The sequence below is a fragment of the Amycolatopsis acidiphila genome, assembly GCF_021391495.1.
GTDB lineage: Bacteria > Actinomycetota > Actinomycetes > Mycobacteriales > Pseudonocardiaceae > Amycolatopsis_E > Amycolatopsis_E acidiphila.
Window position 1 is genome coordinate 7,371,633 of sequence record NZ_CP090063.1, and the last position, 20,943, is coordinate 7,392,575.

Sequence of the window (20,943 nt, forward strand, 5' to 3'; positions counted from 1 at the left end):
CCGATGCGAAGACCATTCCAGCCGCCCCCGGCGTTTCACCACGTATCCCGCGGGCGGACGGTTCAGCTGCCCTTTGGTGAGCACAAAGGACTCATTTCCGGCGATCTCCGGCCAAAGCCCCTCGCCGCACGCCGGTCCGATGGTTTAGTGGTTCCGTGGGCAGGCTGACATGTTTGGCGGTGCAACGGCTTCTCCTCGGCGACAAGGTCGCCGCCGCGAAGTTCGGCACGGCGGTCCCGATCGAGGATCCGGTCCACGAGGGCCAGTTGCTCGCGGCGGTGCAACGGCTTTCGCTCGCGGCGGGTATCGACCCGGTGCTCGGCGTGCGGTTCTTCGAGGACCAGATCGAGGCGAACAAGTACATCCAGGCGGGCCTGCACGAGAGGTGGACCGCGAACCCGGCGCTACGCCCGCGGCAGCGGCCGGACCTGAGCATCGAGGTCCGGCCCCGCCTGGACGAGCTGACCGGCGAGCTGTTCACCCAGCTGGCCGCCGGCCGGTGCGCCAAGCCGGACGAGCCACCGGACTGCGCACTGGACGACCTGCACCGCGAGGCACTGCAGCTGGCGATGCGCTCGGTACCCGCGACACGCACGGATCCGACTAGGGGACTCGAACCCCTGACCTGCTGTTTACGAATGAGACGGCCACGGCGGGGACACGAGCCGGCTCCTGCCAACACGAGGGACTGGCTCGAGCACAACTTGCGGGTGCCGTTGTAGGGACGTGTCGATGTAGACGCGGTCGCAGCGGGAGGGCGGTACAGATCCCGAGCCGGACGTGGGCGCTGCTGCCCAGGACAGCTGCGAGTGCGCCGGCGACACTCCACGCTCCTCGCGCCGGCGACACTCCACGCTCCTCGCCGGAGCTGGACCTGCTATCCGCGGGGAAGGTGCGGTTGCGGATGCTCACCGCGAGGACCTGCCGGGATGTCCCGATCGACGTGATCGGCGTGATACAGCGCCTGTGCGAGCAGGCTGCGCACATGATCGTTCGCGGCGGAGTAGTACACGAACGTCCCCTCCCGGCGCCCCTTCACCAGACCCGCCAGCCGCAGCTTGGCCAGATGCTGGCTCACCGCGGTCGGCGCGGCGCCGGCCAGCTCGGCCAGACACGCCACCGACGACTCACCCTGCAGCAACGCCCACAACACCTTGATCCGGGTCGGATCGGCCAGCAACCGGAACGACTCCGCGGCCAAGTTGACCTGCTCGTCGCCCGGCATGTCGAACTCCGGCTGCGCACTGTGCATACCCGCACCCTACCGATCTCGGCCCACAACCTGCATACCTGCGTGTATGCGCAGGCAGGTTGCTAGCCTCGATGGTGAGGAACCGCAACCCGGGGAGCACGGCATGCCCACAGCACCGCACAACCAACACGGCCACGGCCACGATGAGCAGCAGGGGCACGGGGCGAGGTGGCGGCACCGGGTGCGGCACCTCCTCACCCCGCACAGCCACGACAGCGCCGACCGGGTCGACGACGTCCTCGAGACCAGCCGGCGCGGCCTGCGGGCCCTGGCCTGGTCGTTCGCCGGTTTGTTCGCCACCGCCGTCGCGCAGCTCGCACTAGTACTGGTCACGGGGTCGGTGGCACTACTCGGCGACACCATCCACAACTTCGCCGACGCGCTGACCGCGGTCCCCCTCGGCGTCGCGTTCCTACTCGGCCGTCGCGCTGCCACCCGCCGCTACACCTACGGACTGGGCCGCGCCGAAGACCTCGCCGGCATCGCGGTGGTCGTCGTCATCGCCGCCTCCGCCGCGCTCGCCGCCTACCAAGCCGTCGACCGGCTGCTGCACCCCCGCCCGGTCGAACACCTGCTCGTGCTCGCCCTGGCCGGCGTCGTCGGCTTCGCCGGAAACGAACTCGTCGCCCGTTACCGGATCACCGTCGGCCGCCAGATCGGCTCCGCCGCGCTGGTCGCGGACGGCCTGCACGCCCGCACCGACGGCTTCACCTCCCTGGCCGTCGTCCTCGGCGCCCTCGGCGTCGCCCTCGGCTTCCCCGCCGCCGACCCCATCATCGGGCTGCTCATCACCGTGGCCATCCTCTTCGTGCTGCGCGACGCCGCCCGCGAGGTCTTCCACCGCCTCATGGACGCCGTCGACCCCGCCGCCCTTGACCTCGCCGAGCACACCGCCCGCGCGGTGCCCGGCGTGCACAGCGTCCGCGACCTACGCATGCGCTGGATCGGCCACACCCAACGCGCCGAACTCGCTATCCACGTCGACAACACCCTCACCGTCGAGCAAGCCCACCGCCTCGCCCACGCCGTCGAACACCAACTCACCCAGACCGTGCCCCGCCTCACCGCCGCCACCGTCCACACCGAACCCGCCACCACACATCAAACCCGCGCGGAGTAACCCCGGGCGTATCCCTCCCCCCGCCGGTGACTGGCAGGTCTGCGAGAGTGACGCTGATTCGGGGGCCTACTGGCGCTTCATCTCGCGGAGTTGGCGCTCGGTCCACACCGATGGCTTTCGCCGCATCGACAGTGGGGACAAGAACGCTGGGCACTTACGTACTGTTGCGCTGCCGGCGATCGTCGTAACGTCGCTGACCGGGTATTTGCCCAGGCGGCCTACAGCTTACTTACGTGAAGCCGACAAGTGAGACTGAAACTGAGACGATCCACGACTAGGGAGCTTCCGCACGACAACGAACTCCCTGGTCAGAAGAGAGCCGACTAGGGGACTCGAACCCCTGACCTGCTGTTTACAAGACAGCTGCTCTACCAGCTGAGCTAAGTCGGCGCGTCAAGCGTCGTCATCATACTTCGGGTCGGCTCGATACCCTCGTCCCCATGACCCGGCCCGACCTCGCGGCGATGATCGTTCCACTCGGCCGCGCCCTGATGCGCGCCGAGGAGCCGATCCTGCGCGAGCACGGGCTGGCGATGTGGGCGTACAGCGTCCTGCTCGCCCTGCGCGAGCAGGACACGCGTACCCAGGCCGCGCTCGCCGAGCGGATCGGCGCCGACAAGACCCGCCTCATCCCGGTGCTCGACGACCTGCAGGACCGCGGTCTCATCGAGCGTCACCCGGACCCGGCCGACCGGCGCGTGCGCCTGCTCGCCATCACCCCTGCGGGTCGTCGGCTCGCCGCGAAGACCCAGGCGGCGATCCAGCGCGACGAGGAAGAACGCCTGGCCAAGCTGGACCCGGACGACCGCGAGGCGTTCCTCAGAGCGCTTCGCACCCTCGCCGCCGACAAGTAGCGCGACCCGCCGTTTTGTGGATGATCAGCGAGGTGGTGTACGCCACCGTTTCTTTCTTGCAACGGACGAGACCGCCGTGGCGATGCTCACCGGGGGAAGATCCCTGCGAGGAGGTGGAGGCCCGATGAAGAACAACCAGCGCGCCCGGGGCCCGGTGACCCGGCGGCGCGGCTGGCACATCCTGGAAGCGCCCCAGGATCCGAACGTCGCACGAGAGAACAGGCGCAAGCGCTCGACCGAACCACGCCGGCGCGCGTGGCACATCCTGGAAGCACCCACCGGGGAACAGCCGGCACCCGAGGCCGGCGCCGAGCACGGTCCGGCACTGCCGGACGACACGACGGTCAACTTCGTCCTCGACCTGGCGCTGCGCATCGGCGAGGTGCAGATGGCCAGCGGCGCGGGCGCGTCCGACGTCACCGCGACCATCATCGCGCTGACCTCCGCGCTCGGCCTGCCGCACTGCGAGGTCGACGTGATCTTCACGTCCATCACCGTCACCTGCCACCGCGGCACCGACATGGCCCCGGTGAGCGCGCTGCGCGTGGTGCGCTCCCGCAGCCTCGACTACACGCGGCTGTCCGAGACCGAGATGCTCGTGCAGCAGATCACCCGCGGCAACGTCGGCGCCGAAGAGGCGTACGCGTCGCTGCACCGCATCACCACCGCGCCGCACCCGTACCCGCGCTGGGTGGCCACTCTGGCCTGGGGCGGCATGGCCTTCTTCATCACGCTGCTGCTCGGCGGCGGTCTCGACATCGCCGCGGGCGCGCTCGTCATCTCCGCGCTCGTCGACCGGCTCGGCCGCCAGCTCAACAAGTACGCCCTGCCGTTCTTCTTCCAGCAGGTCGTGGGCGGGCTCGTCGCCACGGGACTGGCGACCCTGATCGTCGAGACGGGCATGGTGTCCACCCGGTTCTCGACGCTCGTCGCCGCCGCGGCGATCACCGTGCTGCTGTCCGGGTTGTCCACCGTTTCCGCGGTCCAGGACGCGATCACCGGCTACAACGTCACCGCGGCCGGGCGCACCATGGAGACGGCACTGATGAGTGCCGGCCTCATCACGGGCGTCGCCCTCGCGCTGAACATCAGCAAGGCGCTCGGGTTCACCCAGGTCGAGCCGGAGCTGCCCGCGCAGACCGCGCTGGGCCTGCCCGTGGTCATCGTCGCCGGCGCGGGCACGGCCGCCTGCTTCGCGCTCGGCAGCTACTCGATGCTCCGCCCGATGCTCGTCGCCGCCGCGGCGGGCGCGATCGGCGCGGGCGTCTACGGCGCGCTCGTGCTCGCCAGCTTCGACCCCATCACCTCCTCCGCCGTCGCGGCGACGCTCGTCGGGTTCTGCGGTGGCGTGCTGTCGCGACGGCTCCGGGTGACGCCGCTGGTCGTCGCGGTGTCGGGCATCACGCCGCTGCTGCCCGGCCTGTCGACCTATCGTGGCCTGTACGAACTCGCAACGCAGGGGAACGGCAACGTCTCTACGCTGATGAAGGCGGTCGCCATTGGTCTGGCTCTGGCCGCGGGCGTGGTGCTCGGCGAGTACCTGGCCCAACCCGTGCGCTCGGGGCTGGGCAGGCTCGAACGCAAGCTGGCGGGCCCCCGGATGGCCGGACCGCTGCGTCCGTCAGGACGACGGCTGGAGTAGGACATTTCAGCCACCGCGCGGTCGATCTTGTCCGGTCGTCACGAGATAGTCTCTCGGGACGCCGCGCCCGCAGAGCAAGGGAGCAGCAAGCGTGACTGAAGATGGCAACGGCAACGGCTCGGCGGACTTCGTCGTCGTCGCCAACAGGCTGCCCGTCGACCTCGACCGAGGGTCCGACGGCACGCAGCGCTGGACGGCGAGCCCCGGCGGACTGGTGTCCGCACTCGAGCCGTTCCTGCGCTCCCGCAAGGGCGCCTGGGTCGGCTGGCCCGGCGTGCCCGGGGTCGAGGTCGAGCCGTTCAGCGACGAGGGCATGGTCCTCTACCCCGTCACGCTCACCGCGGAGGACGTCCGCGACTACTACGAGGGCTTCTCCAACGCGACCCTCTGGCCGCTCTACCACGACGTCGTCGAACGCCCGGTGTTCGACCGCAGCTGGTGGGAGAGCTACGTCAAGGTCAACCGGCGCTTCGCCGAGGCCAGCGCGAAGGTGGCGGCCGGTGGCGCCACCGTGTGGATCCAGGACTACCAGCTGCAGCTGGTGCCGAGCATGCTCCGGGAGCTGCGGCCCGACCTGCGCATCGGCTTCTTCCTGCACATCCCGTTCCCGCCGGTCGAGCTGTTCATGCAGCTGCCGTGGCGGGCCGAGATCGTCCGCGGGCTCATCGGCGCCGACCTGGTCGGCTTCCACCGGCCCGGCGGCGCGCAGAACTTCCTCTGGCTGGCCCGCACCCTGGTCGGCCTCGAGCCGAGCCGGGGCGCGGTCGGCGTCCGGTCGCGGCCCGGCATGATGCAGGTCGGCAACCGGACGGTCCGGGTCGGCGCGTTCCCCATCTCGATCGACGCCGCCGGGCTCGACACGCTAGCCCGCAGCAAACAGGTGAGCGAGCGGACCGCCGAGCTCCGCCGCGACCTGGGCAACCCCAAGACGGTGCTGCTCGGCGTCGACCGCCTCGACTACACCAAGGGCATCGACCTGCGCCTGCAGGCGCTGCACGAACTGCTGCACGAGGGCCGCGTGAAGCCGGAGGACGTCACCTTCATCCAGCTCGCGACGCCCAGCCGGGAGCGCGTCGAGCACTACCAGCGGATGCGCAGCGACATCGAACAGATGGTCGGCCGTATCAACGGCGAGTTCTCCCGGGTCGGTCACCCGGTGGTGCACTACCTGCACCAGTCGGTGAGCCGCACCGAGCTGGCCGCCTTCTACTCGGCCGCCGACGTGATGGTGGTGACCCCGCTACGCGATGGGATGAATCTCGTGTGCAAGGAGTACGTCGCGTGCCGCCACGACCTCGGCGGCGCGCTCGTGCTGTCGGAGTTCGCCGGCGCGGCGGCCGAGCTGACCAGCGCGTTCCTCGTCAACCCGCACGATCTCGACGGGGTGAAAAACGCCCTGGAGGCGGCCATTACGCTCGACCCTGCCGAGGGCAGACGCCGGATGCGAGCATTGCGGCGTCAGGTCCTCACCCATGACGTAGACCGGTGGGCACGATCGTTCCTGGAAGCGCTCGGATCCGAACCGGCTTCCTGATTCGCCAACTTGTCGACATTGCTGCTTTGAGCTCCTTAAGGAGGAGTGGTGACCGCCGAGTCCCTGCCCGCCGAGCTGCGCCGTGCGATCGTGCAGATCGCCCGCACGCCGCGACTGCTGGTCGCCTGCGACTACGACGGGACCTTGGCTCCGATCGTGACCAACCCCGACGAGGCGCGGCCGCTGCCCGAGTCCGTGGGCGCGCTGCGCTCCCTCGCCGGGTTGCACGAGACGACGACCGCGGTGATCTCCGGCCGTGCCCTGCGGGATCTGGCGATCCTGTCCCGGCTGCCGTCCGAGGTGCACCTGGTCGGCAGCCACGGTTCCGAGTTCGACATCGGTTTCGTGCACGCGCTCGACGCCAAGGCCCGCGACATGCACCGCAGGCTCGAGCGCGAGCTCGAGGAGCTGGCCGGGGAGGTGCCCGGGGTGCAGCTGGAGGTCAAGCCCGCCAGCATCGCCGTGCACGTCCGCCGCGCGGAGCGCGATGCCGCCGGTCGCATCCTCGACGCGATCCACAATGGACCGTGCACATGGGACGGTGTGTCGACGACCGACGGCAAGGAGGTCGTCGAGCTCGCCGTCGTGCAGACCGACAAGGGCCGCGCCCTGGACACCCTGCGCCACCAGGTCGGCGCCACCGCGGCGGTCTTCCTCGGTGACGACGTCACCGACGAGAAGGCGTTCGCGCGGCTGTCCGGGCCGGATCTCGGGGTCAAGGTCGGCGACGGGGAAACCCTTGCCACCTACAGCGTTCCGGGCACCGAGGACGTCGCGACCGTGCTGGCGTTCATTCTCGAGGAGCGGCGCAACTGGCTCTACGGCGAGCAGGCGCCGCCCATCGAGCGGCTGTCCATGCTGGCCAACGAGCGCTCGGTCGCGCTGGTCACCCCGGACGCTCGGCTGACCTGGCTGTGCCACCCCGGCCCCGACGCGCCCGCGGTGTTCGCGGACCTGCTCGGCGGCACCGGCGCCGGCCATTTCTCGATCAAGCCCGCGCGGGGCGACTCGACGCAGCGCAACGGCAACCTGCCGCTGGGCCAGCGCTACCTGCCGAGCACGATGACCGTCGAGACCCGCTGGTCGCGGCTGCTCGTCACCGACTACCTCGAGCCGGAGGCCCCGTCGCACCGGACGGACCTGGTCCGGGTGATCTCCGGGTCCACCGCGGCGTCCGTGGTGTTCGCGCCGCGGCCCGAGTTCGGCGCGGTGCCGGTGCGCCTGGTGCCCGAGGAGGAGGGCCTGCGCGTCGTCGGCACGTCGGAGCCGATCGTGCTGCGCGCCCCGGGTGTGCAGTGGGAGATCACCAACGACGGCCTGCACGACACCGCCACGGCGGTCGTGCAGCCCACGCCCGAGAGTCCGGTGCTGCTCGAACTGCGTTGCGGCACCACGGATCTCGGCCCGGCCGAGTTGTCCGAAGTGGACCGTCGCGCGCGGGCGGGCCGGTACTGGAGCGAGTGGGCGTCGGCGCTGAAGCTGCCGAACGTCGAGGCGGAGCTCGTCTCGCGCTCGGCGCTGACGCTGCGCGGGCTGTGCAACACCGACACCGGCGGCGTCCTCGCGGCGGCGACGTCCTCGCTGCCCGAGGAGATCGGCGGCGTGCGGAACTGGGACTACCGGTACTGCTGGGTCCGCGACGCGGCGATGACCGTGCGCGAGCTGGTCGGGCTCGGCTCGCTGGTGGAGGCCGACGGGTACCTGCAGTGGCTGCACGGCGTGCTGTCGACGCTGGCGGGCCCGGAGCGGCTGCACCCGCTGTACACGCTCGCCGGCACGACGCTGGGCGCCGAGGCCGTCATCGACACCCTGCCGGGCTATGCCGGCTCGCGGCCCGTGCGCGTCGGCAACCTGGCGAACCACCAGGTGCAGCTCGACGTGTTCGGGCCCGTGGTGGAGCTGGTGTGCGCACTGGCCGAGGCGCGCGGCGACCTGCGGGACCAGGACTGGCAGATGGTCCGCGCGATGGCCGAGGCCGTGACGCGGCGCTGGTTCGAGGCCGACCACGGCATCTGGGAGGAGCGGCACGTGCCGCGGCACCGGGTGTACTCGCGGGTCATGTGCTGGGTGACGATCGACAGGGCGATCAAGCTCGGCGAGATCTACGAGCGCGAGATCCCGGTGTGCTGGCATGAGCTGCGCGAGACCATCGCGGACGACGTGCTGCAGAACGGTTGGAACGACGAGGTCCAGGCGTTCACGACGGCGTACGACGGCACTGACCTGGACGCGGCTTCGCTGTTCGTGGGGCTCTCGGGCCTGCTGGACCCGTCCGACGAGCGGTTCCAGTCGACGGTGACGGCGATCGAGGCGGAGCTGCGCAGCGGGTCCACGGTGTACCGCTACCGGCGGGACGACGGCCTGCCCGGCGGCGAGGGCGGGTTCCACCTGTGCGCCGCGTGGCTGATCGAGGCGTACCTGCTGACCGGGCGGCGCACCGAGGCGGAGGAGCTGTTCGAGCAGATGGTGGACGCAACCGGCCCGACGGGCCTGCTGCCGGAGCAGTACGACCCCATCGCGGAGCGCTCGCTGGGCAACCACCCGCAGGCGTACTCGCACATCGGCCTCATCCGCTGCGCCAAGCTACTGGCGGCGCAGTAGCCGCCAGCGGCGGAGCGCGTCCGCGTGACCAGGCTCTTTCGCCCCGGTGGTGTTGTGGGCCTCGGTAAACTCGGCCTGAGGCGAAAGGCCGGGGACAAGGGAGGGGCGGAATGACTGCTCAGCCCGCGCACGAGGAGCACGAGCCCGAGCTTGGCCCTGTCACGGTCGAGGACTGGTTGGCGGCCGACGCGCCTGCCGATGGTTCGCGTCTCGAGCTGCTCCTGGGGTACTTGACGATGACGGCGCCGCCAACCCCGCCACCAAGATGTCACCGCTGAGCTGACCGGCCTGGTGCGCGCCGCGATCAAGACTGCCGGCCGGAGCGACCTGCGCGGGCTGCCCGGCGTCGGCGTGCGCAGCGTCACCGCACCCGGCCCGGTTCCCGTCGAGGTGGACACGGCCGGGCTCGGCTAGGTTGTGTTTCATAAGCGGCGGAGCCGCTTGCGCCTGCGCCGTCAGTGTGCACCGCCACCCGCACCGGCCCGCAAACCACTTCTGAAACAGTCGCTAGGCGTGCATCGCCGCGTTCACCGCGTCCGCGACGCTGGTCACCTCCAGCACCCGGATGCCGTCGGGCAGCTTGCCGGGGTCCGGCGGCACGATCGCGTGCGTGAAGCCGAGCCGCGCGGCCTCCGCCAGCCGCCGCCCGACGCCGTTGACCCGGCGGATCTCCCCGGCCAGTCCCACCTCCCCGAGCGACACCAGCCGCGGCGAGAGGGCCACGTCGTTCACCGACGACGCGATCGCCAGCACCACCGCGAGGTCCACCGCCGGCTCCGTCACCTTCATCCCGCCGACCGTCGCCGCGTAGACGTCCTGCGTCCCGAATGCCACGCCCGCACGCTTTTCCAGCACGGCCAGCACCATCCCCACCCGCGCCGAATCCAGCCCGCTGACCGCCCGCCTGGGCTGCGGCAGGCTCGACTTCGACACCAGGGCCTGCACCTCGCACAGCAGCGGCCGTTTGCCCTCCACCGTGACGGTGATGGCAGTGCCCGCGACGCCGTCCTCGTGGCGGTTCATGAACAGCCCCGACGGGTCGGGCACCCCCACGATCCCGTCGTCGCGCAGTTCGAAGCAGCCGATCTCGTCCGCCGGCCCGAACCGGTTCTTGATCCCGCGTACCAGCCGCAGCGTCGAATGCCGGTCACCCTCGAACTGGAGCACCACGTCCACCAGGTGCTCCAGCACGCGCGGCCCGGCGACCGAACCGTCCTTCGTCACGTGTCCGACCAGCACGATGGGCAGCCCACGCTCCTTGGCCAGCGCGACCAGCCCGGCCGTCACCGCGCGCACCTGTGTCACCCCGCCCGGCGCGCCTTCGGCCTGCGGCGAGGCCATCGTCTGCACGGAGTCGACGATCAGCACCCCGGGGTCGACGGCGTCGACGTGCCCGAGGATCGCCGACAGGTCGCTCTCGGCGGCCAGGAACATCCGCTCGTGCAGGTTTCCCGTGCGTTCGGCACGCAGCCGGACCTGTCCTGCCGACTCCTCGCCCGTCACGTACAACGCCGGCTTCGCCGCCGCGGCCGCCCACTGGTACGCGACCTCCAGCAGCAAAGTCGACTTGCCGACCCCGGGCTCACCGGCCAGCAGGACCACGGCACCGGGCACGAGACCGCCACCCAGCACCCGGTCGAGCTCGCCGACCCCGGTCGCCCGCGCCCTGGCCGACTCGAGGTCGACCTGGCCGATCGGCCGCGCCGGCGCGCTGGGCGCCCCGGCGGCCACGCGGGCTATCGCCGGACGCGCGTCGCCGCGCTCTTCCAGCGTGCCCCACGCCTGACACTCAGGGCAGCGGCCGACCCATTTCGCGGCTTCGTAGCCGCACTCGCCACAGCGGTAGCTGATGCCCTTCTTGACCACGGTCGCCGACGTTAGCGGGGGGCACCGACAATCTCAGTGACCCGTCTCGGCCTGTTGCGGCAAGGTGTCGCAGTTCGGCAGTTCCTTCGTCGGCGCCGCGATGGGCAGCTGGACGGTCACCGGGCCCGCGTCGCGGAAGACGAACGTGACCGGGGTGAGCTGACCGGGCCAGATGACCTGTTTGATGCCCGTCAGCACGATCGAGGCGCGCCCGATCTTGCTCTTCGCGCCGGTCGCCGCGGTCTCGGGGCTGCTGCTGCTCGTCGGCGACACGGAGGTGGCGCCGGCGGCGGACTCGGCCTCGTCGGCATTGCCGACGATCAGGCTGCTCCCGGCGACGATGGTCCTCTGCCCGTCGATGGTGGCGCCCGCGGCGTTCGGGGAGGAGACCGAGACCAGCTCGTCGTCCTGGGCGCCGTCGTTGGTGATGGTCAGCGCGAGCGGGGCGTTCGAGCCCGGGGCGTAGGCCTGCTGGCAGGTGTTGCTGTTCGCGATGCCCGCGTTACGCACCGAAATCTTGCCGACCGTCGCGAGTGCGCCGTTGACCGCGGGCAGCATGGTGGCGGTCTGGGTGATCTGCCCGGCCCCGCACCCGGCCAGTGCCAGAGCGGCACCGAGGCCCAGCACGCCCGAAGTGAGCACACGACGTTTCTGCAGCCTCACGGTCTTCAGTCCCTCCTAGAGCCCGCGCGTTACCAATGCGCAGACTAGCCCGGACCCTTCCGCCCGGCAGAACCCGGTGGCCACTGGCCGCGGCCAACCGTCCACAGTGGATTCGTGATCAACGGGTGGACCACCTGCATGAGCACGCCGAAAGTGGATTTGTCAACCCCCCGGATGGCCCCGGCCAAGCCCCTGACCTGCGAGGACGATCTCGGCCCGCTAGGTGGGCCCTCTCGCAGCGTGCTATTATGGAGTCAGCGAAAGGGGCAGAGGACACATGGTTTTCAAGGTCGGAGAGACCGTCGTCTACCCGCACCACGGTGCCGCACTCATCGAAGCCATCGAGACCCGTGTGATCAAGGGCGAGGAGAAGCAGTACCTCGTCCTCAAGGTCGCGCAGGGAGATCTCACGGTTCGCGTACCCGCTGACAACGCCGAGATCGTCGGTGTGCGGGATGTCGTCGGCCAGGATGGTCTGAACCGCGTCTTCGACGTACTGCGTGCTCCGCACACCGAAGAGCCCACGAACTGGTCTCGGCGGTACAAGGCCAACCTGGAGAAGCTCGCCTCCGGCGATGTGAACAAGGTGGCCGAAGTGGTGCGCGACCTCTGGCGGCGAGAGAAGGACCGTGGCCTTTCCGCTGGTGAGAAGCGGATGCTGGCCAAGGCGAGGCAGATCCTGGTGAGTGAACTGGCCCTGGCGGAGGGCACCGACGAGGGCAAGGCGGAAACCCTCCTCGACGAGGTGCTGGAAACCGCGGCGGTCTGACCGGCAGCGAGGGCGCACCCGAGGGTCTGTGAAAAACAGCTCATGAGGACGGCTGCGCTCGTCATCGCCGACGCCGAGGGCTTGGACACGCTCGTTCAGGGTGAGCCGCTGCTGGCGCACGCCGTTCGCGGCGTGCTCGATGCGGGCTGCGTGACTGACCTGCGGGTCGTGGTCCCGGCGCGGAATCTCGGCAGCTACGAATTGATCGTGCAGACAGTACCCGGTACCGGAAAACGGTGCCGGGTACTGTCGTGCGACGGTAACCGAGCCGAATCGATTCGGTCCGCGTTCGAAAACCTTTCCGGCGAGTTCGACGTGATCCTCATTTGTGACGCGGCCCGCCCATTCGTGCCGCCTTCCACCCTTCGCGCGGTGGCGGAAACGGTTTCACCGGAAATCCCGGCGGTCGTTCCGGTGCTTCCCGTCACCGACACCGTGAAGCTCGTGGACGGCAGGGACGTGATCATCGCCACGGAGGATCGCGCCGGTCTGCGCGCTGTTCAGGCGCCGTTCGGCTGCACGCCCGCCGTGCTCCACGAGATGTGCGCGCGGGCCGTGGACCCGCTCACCGACCCGCCCGATACGGTCCGCACGATCGCCGGGCACCAGAACGCGATCCGGGTCACCACGCCGTTCGACGTCGCCGTCGTGACGGCACTACTGAGCGAGGAGCAGGCGTGAGGGTCGGCACGGGCGTGGACGTCCATCCGGTCGAGCAGGGTCGCGAATGCTGGGTGGCCGGGCTGTACTGGGAGGGCGTCCCCGGCTGCGCCGGGCATTCCGACGGCGACGTGGCGGCCCACGCGCTCTGCGACGCGATGCTGTCGGCCGCGGGGCTGGGCGACCTCGGCTCGGTGTTCGGCACCAGCGACCCGCGCTGGGAAGGCGTGCACGGCCCGGAGTTCGTCGCCGAGGTCCGGCGGCGCGTCGAGGCAGCGGGCTGGCGCCTCGCCAACGCGTCGGTGCAGGTCATCGGCAACGCGCCGCGGATCGGCACGCGTCGTGAAGAGGCGCAGGACGTGTTGGGCAAGGCCGCCGGCGGCCCGGTCGGCGTCAGCGGCACCACCAGCGACGGCCTCGGGCTCACCGGCCGCGGCGAGGGCATCGCGGCAGTGGCCACCGCCCTGCTGCTGGCCGCCGAGTAGGTCACAACCCGCGCGCCACCCGGCCGTGTCCCCTTAGGCTCGGGACGTGACGATTCGGGCGGTGATGTTCGACTTCTCCGGCACCTTGTTCCGGCTCGAACAGAACGACAGCTGGCTGACCAATCTGACCGACCTCGACGGCGACCCGCTGGACATCGAGGCCCAGGCCGAGCTGATGCGCCGGATGACTGCCCCGACCGGCCAGGTCGTGCAGCTGTCCGAGGAGTACCAGCACGCGTGGGAGAACCGCGACCTGGACCCGGCGCTGCACGAGAAGATCTACCTCGAGGTGCTGCGCAAGTCCGGCATCCCGAAGGTCGAGCAGGCCAAGGCGCTCTACAGCCGGCTGGTCGACCCGGACGAGTGGACGCCGTACCCGGACACCGAGACGGTCCTCAAGGACGCCGCGGGCAAGGGCCTGAAGGTCGGCGTGCTGAGCAACATCGCCTTCGACATCCGGCCCGCCTTCACCGTCCGCGGCCTCGACCAGTACGTCGACTCGTTCGTGCTGTCGTTCGAGGAGCACGTGATCAAGCCCGATCCGGCGATCTTCCAGACCCTGCTCGACCGGCTCGGCGTGCCGGGCGAGGAGGCGCTGATGGTCGGCGACAGCGAGGAGGCCGACGGCGGGGCGCGGGCCCTGGGCTGCGCGTTCGCCCTGGTCGACCCCCTGCCCACCAGCGAGCGACCGGAGGGCCTGCTCGCCGCGCTGCGCGCGCACGGGGTGCTCTAGCGCCGTCCGGCGAGCAGGCCCGTACCATTTCAGGGTGGCCTTACACCTTTTCGACACCGCGACCAGGAGCGCGCGGGAGTTCCATCCCGCTCGTAGTGGAACGGCGTCCATCTACGTGTGTGGGGCCACCGTGCAGGGCATCCCGCACATCGGGCACGTCCGGGGCGCGCTGAACTACGACGTCCTGCGCCGCTGGCTCGTCCACAAAGGACTGGACGTGCTGTTCGTGCGGAACGTGACCGACATCGACGACAAGATCCTCGCCAAGGCCGCCGACGCCGGCCGGCCCTGGTGGGAGTGGGCCTTCACGCACGAGCGCGCGTTCGAGGACGCCTACGAGACGCTCGGCTGCCTGCCGCCGTCGATCGCCCCGCGGGCGACCGGGCACGTCACGCAGATGGTCGAGCTGATGCGGCGGCTCATCGACAGCGGACACGCCTATGCCGCGGGCGGCGACGTCTACTTCGCCGTCAACACGTTCCCCTCGTACGGCGAGCTGTCGCGGCAGAAGCTCGACGAGGTCCACCAGGGCGAGACCCTGGCCGAGGGCAAGCGGGACCCGCGCGACTTCACGTTGTGGAAGCGGGCGAAGCCGGGCGAGCCGTCGTGGCCGACGCCGTGGGGGCCGGGGCGTCCCGGCTGGCACCTCGAGTGCTCGGCGATGGCGACCAACTACCTCGGCGCGGAGTTCGACATCCACGGCGGCGGCGTCGACCTGGTGTTCCCGCACCACGAGAACGAGCGCGCCCAGTCGAACGCGGTGGGCGATCCGTTCGCCCGGTTCTGGCTGCACAACGCGTGGGTGACGCTCTCGGGCGAGAAGATGTCGAAGTCGCTGGGCAACACGGTGTCGATCGAGGCGATGCTGCGGAACTACCGCGCGGCCGAACTGCGGTACTACCTCATCCAGCCGCACTACCGCTCGACCATCGAGTACTCCGACGGCGCGCTGTCCGAGGCCGCCGCGGGGTACCGGCGGATCGAGCAGTTCCTGCGGCGGGCCGGCGGCGTGGCGCCGGGCGAGCTCGCACCGGAGTTCGCCGCGGCGATGGACGACGACCTCGCCACCCCGGCGGCGATCGCCGTGGTGCACAACGCCGTCCGCGAGGGCAACGCGGCGCTCGACGCCAGGAACGAGGAGGCGGCCCGCGCGGCGGCCGGCTCCGTCCGCGCCATGATGGGGGTGCTGGGCCTCGACCCGCTGGCGCCCGAGTGGGCGGACACGGCGGGCACGGAAACGCCGGGGCGGCAGGCGCTCTCGGATCTCGTCGACGACATGCTCGCCGAGCGCCAGGAGGCACGCGCGGCACGCGAATTCATGCGGGCGGACGCGGTGCGGGATCGGTTGCTCAAGGCCGGGATCACGGTCGAAGACACCCCAGATGGTCCACTGTGGACCGTAAAGGACGCTTAGGAACAATGGCAGGGAACTCGAAGCGCCGGGGTGCGGTCCGCAATCCCGGCAGTAAGAAGGGTGCCGTCAAGGGCACCGGCGGGCAGGTCCGCAAGGGCCTGGAGGGCAAGGGGCCGACCCCGCGGGCGGAGATGCGGCCGGGTCACCCGGCGCAGCGGCGCGCGGCGGCCGCGGCGAAGGCCAGCCGTGCCCGGGACAAGAAGGCCGAAGGGCCGGAGATCATCGCGGGGCGCAACCCGGTGGTCGAGGCGTTGCGCGCCGACGTGCCCGGCACGACGCTGTACGTCGCGCTGAACATCGATGCCGACGACAGGGTGAACGAGGCCGTGCAGCTGGCCGCGGACAAGGGCATCTCGGTGCTGGAGATCCCGCGCGAGGAGCTGGACCGCAAGACCAACCGGGCGGTGCACCAGGGCCTGGGCCTGCAGGTGCCGCCGTTCGAGTACGCCCATCCCGACGACCTGCTCGCCACCGCGCGTGATTCCGGTGAGCCGCCGCTGCTGGTCGCGCTCGACGGGGTGACCGACCCGCGGAACCTCGGTGCCGTGGTGCGCTCGGCCGCCGCGTTCGGCGCGCACGGCGTGTTGCTGCCGGGGCGGCGCAGCGCGGGCATGACGGCCGTCGCGTGGCGGACGAGTGCCGGCACCGCGGCGCGGATGCCGATCGGGGTGGCCGCGAACCTCACCCGGCAGCTCAAGACGTGGGCGAACGAGGGCCTGATGATCGCGGGGCTGGACGCCGACGGCACGGTGGACATCGACGGGATGGACCTCGCGGCGGACCCGCTGGTGATCGTGCTGGGTTCGGAGGGCCGCGGCCTGTCGCGCCTGGTGCGCGAGACCTGTGACGTGACCGTCTCGATCCCGATGGCCGCCGGCGTGGAGTCGCTCAACGCCTCCGTGGCCGCTGCGGTGCTGCTCGCCGAGGTCGCCCGCCGCCGCCGGATCGCGGGCCGGGTCTAGGAGTTCGCGAGGGGGCCGGTCAGCAGCTGGCCGGCCCCGCGCGCATGCGGCGAGGCCGAGCGCTACCCCGAAGCGGCGCTCGGCCACGGAGTCCAGTCGGCTCACGATTTCCGGTGCCGGTCAGAGCCGAAGCGTTGACCGTACGTACAGCCAATGAACTGTGGCAGGAGCGTCCTCCTTTTCGCCCGGGGCGCCGACGGGGTCGGTTAAGGTCAGCACGCTGACTGGATATGGGGGGCTCTCGCGCGATGTCGTTCGTTTCGCCGTTGTTCCTGTGGTACTTCATGCCGGCGTTGCTCATCGCCGTGCTGGTGCTGCCGCGAACCTGGCGGAACGGGATCGTCGCGGTCGCGAGCCTGATCTTCTACGTGAGCGGGGCCGGTGCGTTCCTGCTGCTCCTGCTCTCCTGCATGGTGGTCAACTTCTTCGTCGGGACCGCGCTGGAGCCGAACGACTGGGACAGCCGGTCGTCGCGGCGCAAGCGCCTGCTGATCGGCGTGCTCTGCTTCGACGTGGGGATGCTGGTCGTCTGGAAGTACGCCGGGTTCGCCACGCAGCAGTTCGACTTCCTGGCGCGGCTGTTCGGCGGGGACTTCCCGATCGTGCACCTGGCGCTGCCCATCGGGATCTCGTTCTTCACGTTCCACCACATCTCCTACGTGGTGGACATCTATCGCGGGGAGCGGCGGGCGCTGCGCAACCCCGTGTCGTTCGTCACCTACATCGCGATGTTCCCGCAACTGGTGGCGGGCCCGATCGTGCGGTACCGGGAGATCGCCGACCAGCTGCCGCAGCTGCGCTCACACCGGCTGGACGACATCGCGGCGGGCTTCCCGCGGTTCGCCTTGGGCCTGTGCAAGAAGACGATCATCGCCGACACGCTCAACCCGATGGTCGAGGCGTGCTTCGCGACGTCGCCGGACAACATGACGTTCGGCGTCGCATGGCTGGGCGCGGTCGGGTACACGCTGCAGCTGTTCTTCGACTTCTCGGGCTATTCGGACATGGCGATCGGGCTCGGGCGGATGCTCGGGTTCCGGCTACCGGAGAACTTCGCGCGGCCGTACTCGTCGGTGACGGTGACGGAGTTCTGGCGCCGGTGGCACATGTCGTTGTCGCGCTGGTTCCGCGACTACCTGTACATCTCGCTCGGCGGCAACCGGCACGGCGCGGCGAAGACGTACCGGAACCTGTGCATCGTGTTCGTGCTGACGGGTTTCTGGCACGGGGCGAACTGGACCTTCGTCGTGTGGGGCTGTTACCACGGGGCGCTGCTGATCATCGAGCGCGCCTTCGGCTGGGACACCACGCCTTCCGCGTTCTGGCCCCGCCTCGGGCGGCGGGCGCTGACGCTGGTGCTGGTGGTCTTCGGGTGGGTGTTCTTCAAGTCGCCGGACATGACGCACGCGCTGACGATGATCGGGCACATGTTCCTGCCGGACTTCTCGGGCCTGACCGATGTGGTCTCGTCGGCGCTGACGAACCAGCGGCTGGTGATCCTGTTGCTGGCGCTGCTGGTGGTCTTCCTGCCGGCGCACCCCGTGACCGGTCCGCTGCTGGAGTCCTCCCGCAGCCGCCCGGCGACGAGCCTGCGCCTAGGCGTGATGACGGTGGGCCTCGCCTACGCGGCCATCCTCGTGGCGAACGGCACCTTCAGCCCCTTCCTGTACTACCAGTTCTGACGGTCGGCCTGGCGGGCGCAGGGCCGCGTCCTGACCAAAAGCGAACCGCCCGGGGCTGCCGATGCGAGATGATGCAGCCATGACCGCACCCACCCGCGCCACGCCGGGACTCGCCGCCGGGTCGTTGATCGCCATCGTGTTCGGGCTGGTGTTCGTCGAGGTCAACAGCGGCGGGCTCGACACACCTTGGCCACTGGTCGTCCGGATCGCCGGGGTGCTCGTCGCGGCCGGGCTGGGCTTCGCGGTGTTCCGGCTCGGGCGACCGCAGGACTCGGGCGACGCACAAGGCACCTGGTTCGGTGAACGGCGGTACTGGATCGTCGTCGCGGCCGAGGCCGTCGCGTTGTTCGGCGGGCTGTTCGTGATCAACGGCGTCCTCGGCCACAGCGAGGTCGCCGTCGCGTGGATCGCGCTCGTCGTCGGGGTGCACTTCTTCGGGCTCGCGGCCGCGTTCCGGCTCAACCGGTTCCACGTGCTCGGCGCGGTGATGACGCTGCTGGGCATCGCAGGCTTCGTGCTCGACGTCGCCGGTGCGTCGGCCGCGACGATCGGGCTCGTGTCCGGGGTGCTCTCCGGGGTCGCGTTGTTCGCGACCGTCGCGGTGTCGCTCAGACTGTAGGCAACCGCTTGCGCAGCAAGCAGAACTCGTTGCCCTCCGGGTCGGCGAGCACGTGCCAGTTCTCCTCGCCGGTCTGCCCCACGTCCGCGGGCACCGCGCCGGCCGCGAGCAGCCGGGCCAGCTCGCCGTCCTGATCCCGGTCCGTCGGGTTGACGTCGATGTGCAGCGGCAGCTTTCCGGCCTTCGGCTCGCCGACCGGGTTGAACACCAGCGTCGGCTGCGGGCCGCCGAAGCCGGTGTCCGGCGGGCCGATCTCGATCGAGCCGTCCTCGCGCCCGAGCTCGACGTACCCCAGCACTTCCCGCCAGAACGCCGCGAGCCGCTCGGGGTCGCGCGCGTCGAGGACGAGTTCACTGATCCGGCAGGCCATGCGGGCGAATGTACCCGCATGGCCCGCCGCGACTCACGGCTGCAGCGCCAGCTCGTCGGTCTCCCGGTCGATCGCCTCCTGGACCTTCGCGCCGTCCACGGCGAGGCTGACCGCCCAGTAGAAGACCGCCAGGCTGAACACGATGACCACCGCCAGGTCCCACCACTCGGGCAGCGCGTTGATGTTGCCGCCGTCGCCGTACCGGCCGAGCCAGCTGATCAGCACCGACCCACCCAGCCACGGCGGGATCCACATGACGGCCTTCCAGTCCACCGGCAGCCGGTCGGCGCTCTTGGTCGTGGCGCGGGCGATCAGGAACAACACGAAGCCCGCCACGATGGCGACCATGATCTTCCAGATGATGTCGAACCCGGTCCAGTAGATGATCAGGTTCGCGGCGACGAACCCGGCCGGCGCCAGGACGTTGCCCGCCGGCGCCCGGTACGGACGCGCCCGGTCGGGGTCGCGCTTGCGCAGCGCGATCATCGACACCGGCGCGAACGCGTACATCAGCGCCGTCGCCGAGGTGATCACCTCGACCAGGTTCTGCCAGCTGGGGAACGGCAGGAACATGATCTCGCCGACCACGAAGGACAGCACGATCGACCACACCGGCACACCCCGGACACTCAGCTTGCCCAGCTGCTTCGGCAGCACCTTCTCCCGGCCCATCGCGTACGACAGCCGCGATGACGTGCCGAGGTAGAGCAGACCGGTGCCGGCCGGTGACACGAACGCGTCCGCGTACAGGATGTACGCCAGCCAGCCCGCGCCGGCGAGCGTCGCCAGCGTGGCGTACGGGCCGAACGAGCCCTGCGTGATCGGGTTGTCCCAGTTCTTCACGATGGACGCGGGGTCGAGCGAGCCGATGAACGCGATCTCCAGCAGCAGGTAGACGATCGTGCCGATGATCATCGCGGTGATGATCGCGCGCGAGATGTCCTTCTGCGGGTTCCGCGACTCGCCACCGATCTGCACGGCCTGTTCGAAGCCCTGCAGGGCGAACACGACACCGACCGGCAACGCCGCGAAGATGCCGTGCGCGCCGGCCGGGGCGAAGCCGCCGCCGGCGCTGAAGTTCCCCGGGTGGAAGCGCAGCGACAGCAGCACCACGACGGTCAGCACCGGAACCGCGACCTTCCAGATCACGGTCGCCGAGTTGCTCTCCGACAGCAGCTTCACGCCGATGAGGTTGATCACGGTGAAGATCGCCATCAGCAGGGTCGCCCAGCCGAACCCGCTCGCGGTGAGCGTTTCGCCGCCGCTCAGCAGGTTCAGGTGCTGCTTGATCCAGGAGATGTTGTCCAGGTACTGCAGGCTCGCCTCGACCTCGACCGGCGCCAGCGCGACCGCCTGCAGCCAGGCGACCCAGCCACCGGCGAAGCCGCCGAGAACGCCGTACGCCAGCGCCGGGAAGCGCGCGGTGCCGCCCGCCATGGGGTACGCGGCGCCGAGCTCGGCGTGGACCAGGGCGAGCGTGGCCATGATGACCGCCGTCAGGATCCAGGACAGCAGCGACGCGGGGCCGGCGACCTTGGCGGCTTTCAGCGCACCGAGCAGCCATCCGGAGCCGATGATCGAGCCCAGGGACACGAACATCAGGCCGTAGAAGCCGACCGATCTGCGCAGCTGCGGTCCCGCGTCCGACCTCGCCGACTGCACGGGTTTAACCATCAAACGCCTCGATCCCGAATTCGAGCGGATTTTGTCCGGTGTG

The 20,943-nt window shown here is 70.3% G+C and carries 20 protein-coding genes and 1 tRNA gene; 15 read left to right on the plus strand and 6 right to left on the minus strand.

From position 1 onward, the window contains the following. The first annotated feature begins 155 nt into the window (after positions 1–155). On the plus strand, positions 156–722 hold the full coding sequence (gene aroQ / locus LWP59_RS36060) for a gamma subclass chorismate mutase AroQ (protein ID WP_144639277.1): 567 nt from the start codon (positions 156–158) through the stop codon (positions 720–722). A 155-nt stretch (positions 723–877) separates the two neighbouring features. Here aroQ and LWP59_RS36065 read toward each other — a convergent pair whose 3' ends face one another. Further along, positions 878–1,252, minus strand: a complete 375-nt coding sequence (locus LWP59_RS36065) for an ArsR/SmtB family transcription factor (RefSeq protein ID WP_144639275.1) — start codon at positions 1,250–1,252, stop codon at positions 878–880. A 103-nt stretch (positions 1,253–1,355) separates the two neighbouring features. Between LWP59_RS36065 and LWP59_RS36070 the strand changes: the two genes are divergently transcribed. Further along, the gene (locus tag LWP59_RS36070) at positions 1,356–2,372 is read left to right on the plus strand and encodes a cation diffusion facilitator family transporter (RefSeq protein ID WP_144639273.1); all 1,017 of its coding nucleotides are present in this window, start codon (positions 1,356–1,358) and stop codon (positions 2,370–2,372) included. Between the two features lie 317 nt (positions 2,373–2,689). Here LWP59_RS36070 and LWP59_RS36075 read toward each other — a convergent pair. Next, positions 2,690–2,762, minus strand: a tRNA-Thr gene (locus LWP59_RS36075). 50 nt (positions 2,763–2,812) lie between these two features. On the opposite strand from LWP59_RS36075, the gene LWP59_RS36080 reads away from it, so the two are divergent. The 5 genes from LWP59_RS36080 to LWP59_RS40535 all read left to right on the plus strand — a co-directional run bounded on the left by LWP59_RS36080 (position 2,813) and on the right by LWP59_RS40535 (position 9,417). Continuing rightward, positions 2,813–3,226 carry a MarR family winged helix-turn-helix transcriptional regulator gene (locus LWP59_RS36080; protein WP_144639271.1) on the plus strand — a complete coding sequence of 138 codons (414 nt, stop codon included), beginning with the start codon at positions 2,813–2,815 and terminating at the stop codon, positions 3,224–3,226. Between the two features lie 124 nt (positions 3,227–3,350). Beyond that, positions 3,351–4,868 carry a threonine/serine exporter family protein gene (locus tag LWP59_RS36085; RefSeq protein WP_144639269.1) on the plus strand — a complete coding sequence of 506 codons (1,518 nt, stop codon included), beginning with the start codon at positions 3,351–3,353 and terminating at the stop codon, positions 4,866–4,868. 91 nt (positions 4,869–4,959) lie between these two features. Beyond that, on the plus strand, positions 4,960–6,402 hold the full coding sequence (locus tag LWP59_RS36090; RefSeq protein ID WP_144639267.1) for an alpha,alpha-trehalose-phosphate synthase (UDP-forming): 1,443 nt from the start codon (positions 4,960–4,962) through the stop codon (positions 6,400–6,402). Positions 6,403–6,450: 48 nt separating this feature from the next. Continuing rightward, positions 6,451–9,003, plus strand: coding sequence for a trehalose-phosphatase (gene otsB / locus LWP59_RS36095; RefSeq protein ID WP_186383271.1), 2,553 nt, complete (start codon positions 6,451–6,453; stop codon positions 9,001–9,003). 291 nt (positions 9,004–9,294) lie between these two features. Then, positions 9,295–9,417, plus strand: a complete 123-nt coding sequence (locus LWP59_RS40535) for a hypothetical protein (RefSeq protein ID WP_267903767.1) — start codon at positions 9,295–9,297, stop codon at positions 9,415–9,417. 93 nt (positions 9,418–9,510) lie between these two features. Here the strand turns inward: LWP59_RS40535 and radA are convergent, their stop codons facing one another. Together radA and LWP59_RS36105 are read right to left on the minus strand one after the other, a co-directional pair. Further along, positions 9,511–10,869, minus strand: coding sequence for a DNA repair protein RadA (gene radA, locus LWP59_RS36100; RefSeq protein WP_144639262.1), 1,359 nt, complete (start codon positions 10,867–10,869; stop codon positions 9,511–9,513). A 33-nt stretch (positions 10,870–10,902) separates the two neighbouring features. Then, complete coding sequence (locus LWP59_RS36105; RefSeq protein WP_186383270.1) at positions 10,903–11,532, minus strand: copper chaperone PCu(A)C; 630 nt, start codon at positions 11,530–11,532, stop codon at positions 10,903–10,905. A gap of 277 nt (positions 11,533–11,809) precedes the next feature. Between LWP59_RS36105 and LWP59_RS36110 the strand changes: the two genes are divergently transcribed. The 8 genes from LWP59_RS36110 to LWP59_RS36145 all read left to right on the plus strand — a co-directional run bounded on the left by LWP59_RS36110 (position 11,810) and on the right by LWP59_RS36145 (position 18,856). Beyond that, positions 11,810–12,301 carry a CarD family transcriptional regulator gene (locus LWP59_RS36110; protein WP_020417039.1) on the plus strand — a complete coding sequence of 164 codons (492 nt, stop codon included), beginning with the start codon at positions 11,810–11,812 and terminating at the stop codon, positions 12,299–12,301. A gap of 81 nt (positions 12,302–12,382) precedes the next feature. Continuing rightward, the gene (locus tag LWP59_RS36115; RefSeq protein WP_233459052.1) at positions 12,383–12,982 is read left to right on the plus strand and encodes an IspD/TarI family cytidylyltransferase; all 600 of its coding nucleotides are present in this window, start codon (positions 12,383–12,385) and stop codon (positions 12,980–12,982) included. Then, positions 12,979–13,446: a 2-C-methyl-D-erythritol 2,4-cyclodiphosphate synthase gene (gene ispF, locus LWP59_RS36120; protein WP_144639258.1), complete on the plus strand. Its 468-nt coding sequence runs from the start codon at positions 12,979–12,981 to the stop codon at positions 13,444–13,446. Before LWP59_RS36115 ends, ispF begins: the two co-directional genes overlap by 4 nt. 46 nt (positions 13,447–13,492) lie before the next feature. Then, positions 13,493–14,179, plus strand: coding sequence for an HAD family hydrolase (locus LWP59_RS36125; RefSeq protein WP_144639256.1), 687 nt, complete (start codon positions 13,493–13,495; stop codon positions 14,177–14,179). A 34-nt stretch (positions 14,180–14,213) separates the two neighbouring features. Further along, positions 14,214–15,593, plus strand: a complete 1,380-nt coding sequence (gene cysS / locus LWP59_RS36130) for a cysteine--tRNA ligase (RefSeq protein ID WP_144639254.1) — start codon at positions 14,214–14,216, stop codon at positions 15,591–15,593. Positions 15,594–15,598: 5 nt separating this feature from the next. Next, complete coding sequence (rlmB, locus tag LWP59_RS36135) at positions 15,599–16,555, plus strand: 23S rRNA (guanosine(2251)-2'-O)-methyltransferase RlmB (RefSeq protein ID WP_144639252.1); 957 nt, start codon at positions 15,599–15,601, stop codon at positions 16,553–16,555. Positions 16,556–16,803: 248 nt separating this feature from the next. Next, complete coding sequence (locus LWP59_RS36140; RefSeq protein ID WP_144639250.1) at positions 16,804–18,237, plus strand: MBOAT family O-acyltransferase; 1,434 nt, start codon at positions 16,804–16,806, stop codon at positions 18,235–18,237. A gap of 79 nt (positions 18,238–18,316) precedes the next feature. Further along, entirely contained in the window at positions 18,317–18,856 is a 540-nt protein-coding gene (locus LWP59_RS36145; protein WP_144639248.1) for a hypothetical protein, read from the plus strand. Here the strand turns inward: LWP59_RS36145 and LWP59_RS36150 are convergent. Continuing rightward, the gene (locus LWP59_RS36150; RefSeq protein ID WP_144639246.1) at positions 18,846–19,226 is read right to left on the minus strand and encodes a VOC family protein; all 381 of its coding nucleotides are present in this window, start codon (positions 19,224–19,226) and stop codon (positions 18,846–18,848) included. The genes LWP59_RS36145 and LWP59_RS36150 overlap by 11 nt on opposite strands. 33 nt (positions 19,227–19,259) lie before the next feature. Further along, positions 19,260–20,900 carry an APC family permease gene (locus LWP59_RS36155; RefSeq protein ID WP_233921956.1) on the minus strand — a complete coding sequence of 547 codons (1,641 nt, stop codon included), beginning with the start codon at positions 20,898–20,900 and terminating at the stop codon, positions 19,260–19,262. Positions 20,901–20,943 lie beyond the last annotated feature (43 nt).

Coding starts and splice junctions, on each gene's coding strand:
- LWP59_RS36150 (WP_144639246.1), bottom strand. CDS start 19,226: ATGGCCTGCCGGATCAGTGAACTCGTCCTCGACGCGCGCGACCCCGAG.
- LWP59_RS36080 (WP_144639271.1), top strand. CDS start 2,813: ATGACCCGGCCCGACCTCGCGGCGATGATCGTTCCACTCGGCCGCGCC.
- LWP59_RS36110 (WP_020417039.1), top strand. CDS start 11,810: ATGGTTTTCAAGGTCGGAGAGACCGTCGTCTACCCGCACCACGGTGCC.
- LWP59_RS36145 (WP_144639248.1), top strand. CDS start 18,317: ATGACCGCACCCACCCGCGCCACGCCGGGACTCGCCGCCGGGTCGTTG.
- LWP59_RS36085 (WP_144639269.1), top strand. CDS start 3,351: ATGAAGAACAACCAGCGCGCCCGGGGCCCGGTGACCCGGCGGCGCGGC.
- LWP59_RS36140 (WP_144639250.1), top strand. CDS start 16,804: ATGTCGTTCGTTTCGCCGTTGTTCCTGTGGTACTTCATGCCGGCGTTG.
- LWP59_RS36070 (WP_144639273.1), top strand. CDS start 1,356: ATGCCCACAGCACCGCACAACCAACACGGCCACGGCCACGATGAGCAG.
- rlmB (WP_144639252.1), top strand. CDS start 15,599: ATGGCAGGGAACTCGAAGCGCCGGGGTGCGGTCCGCAATCCCGGCAGT.
- LWP59_RS36065 (WP_144639275.1), bottom strand. CDS start 1,252: ATGCACAGTGCGCAGCCGGAGTTCGACATGCCGGGCGACGAGCAGGTC.
- LWP59_RS36155 (WP_233921956.1), bottom strand. CDS start 20,900: ATGGTTAAACCCGTGCAGTCGGCGAGGTCGGACGCGGGACCGCAGCTG.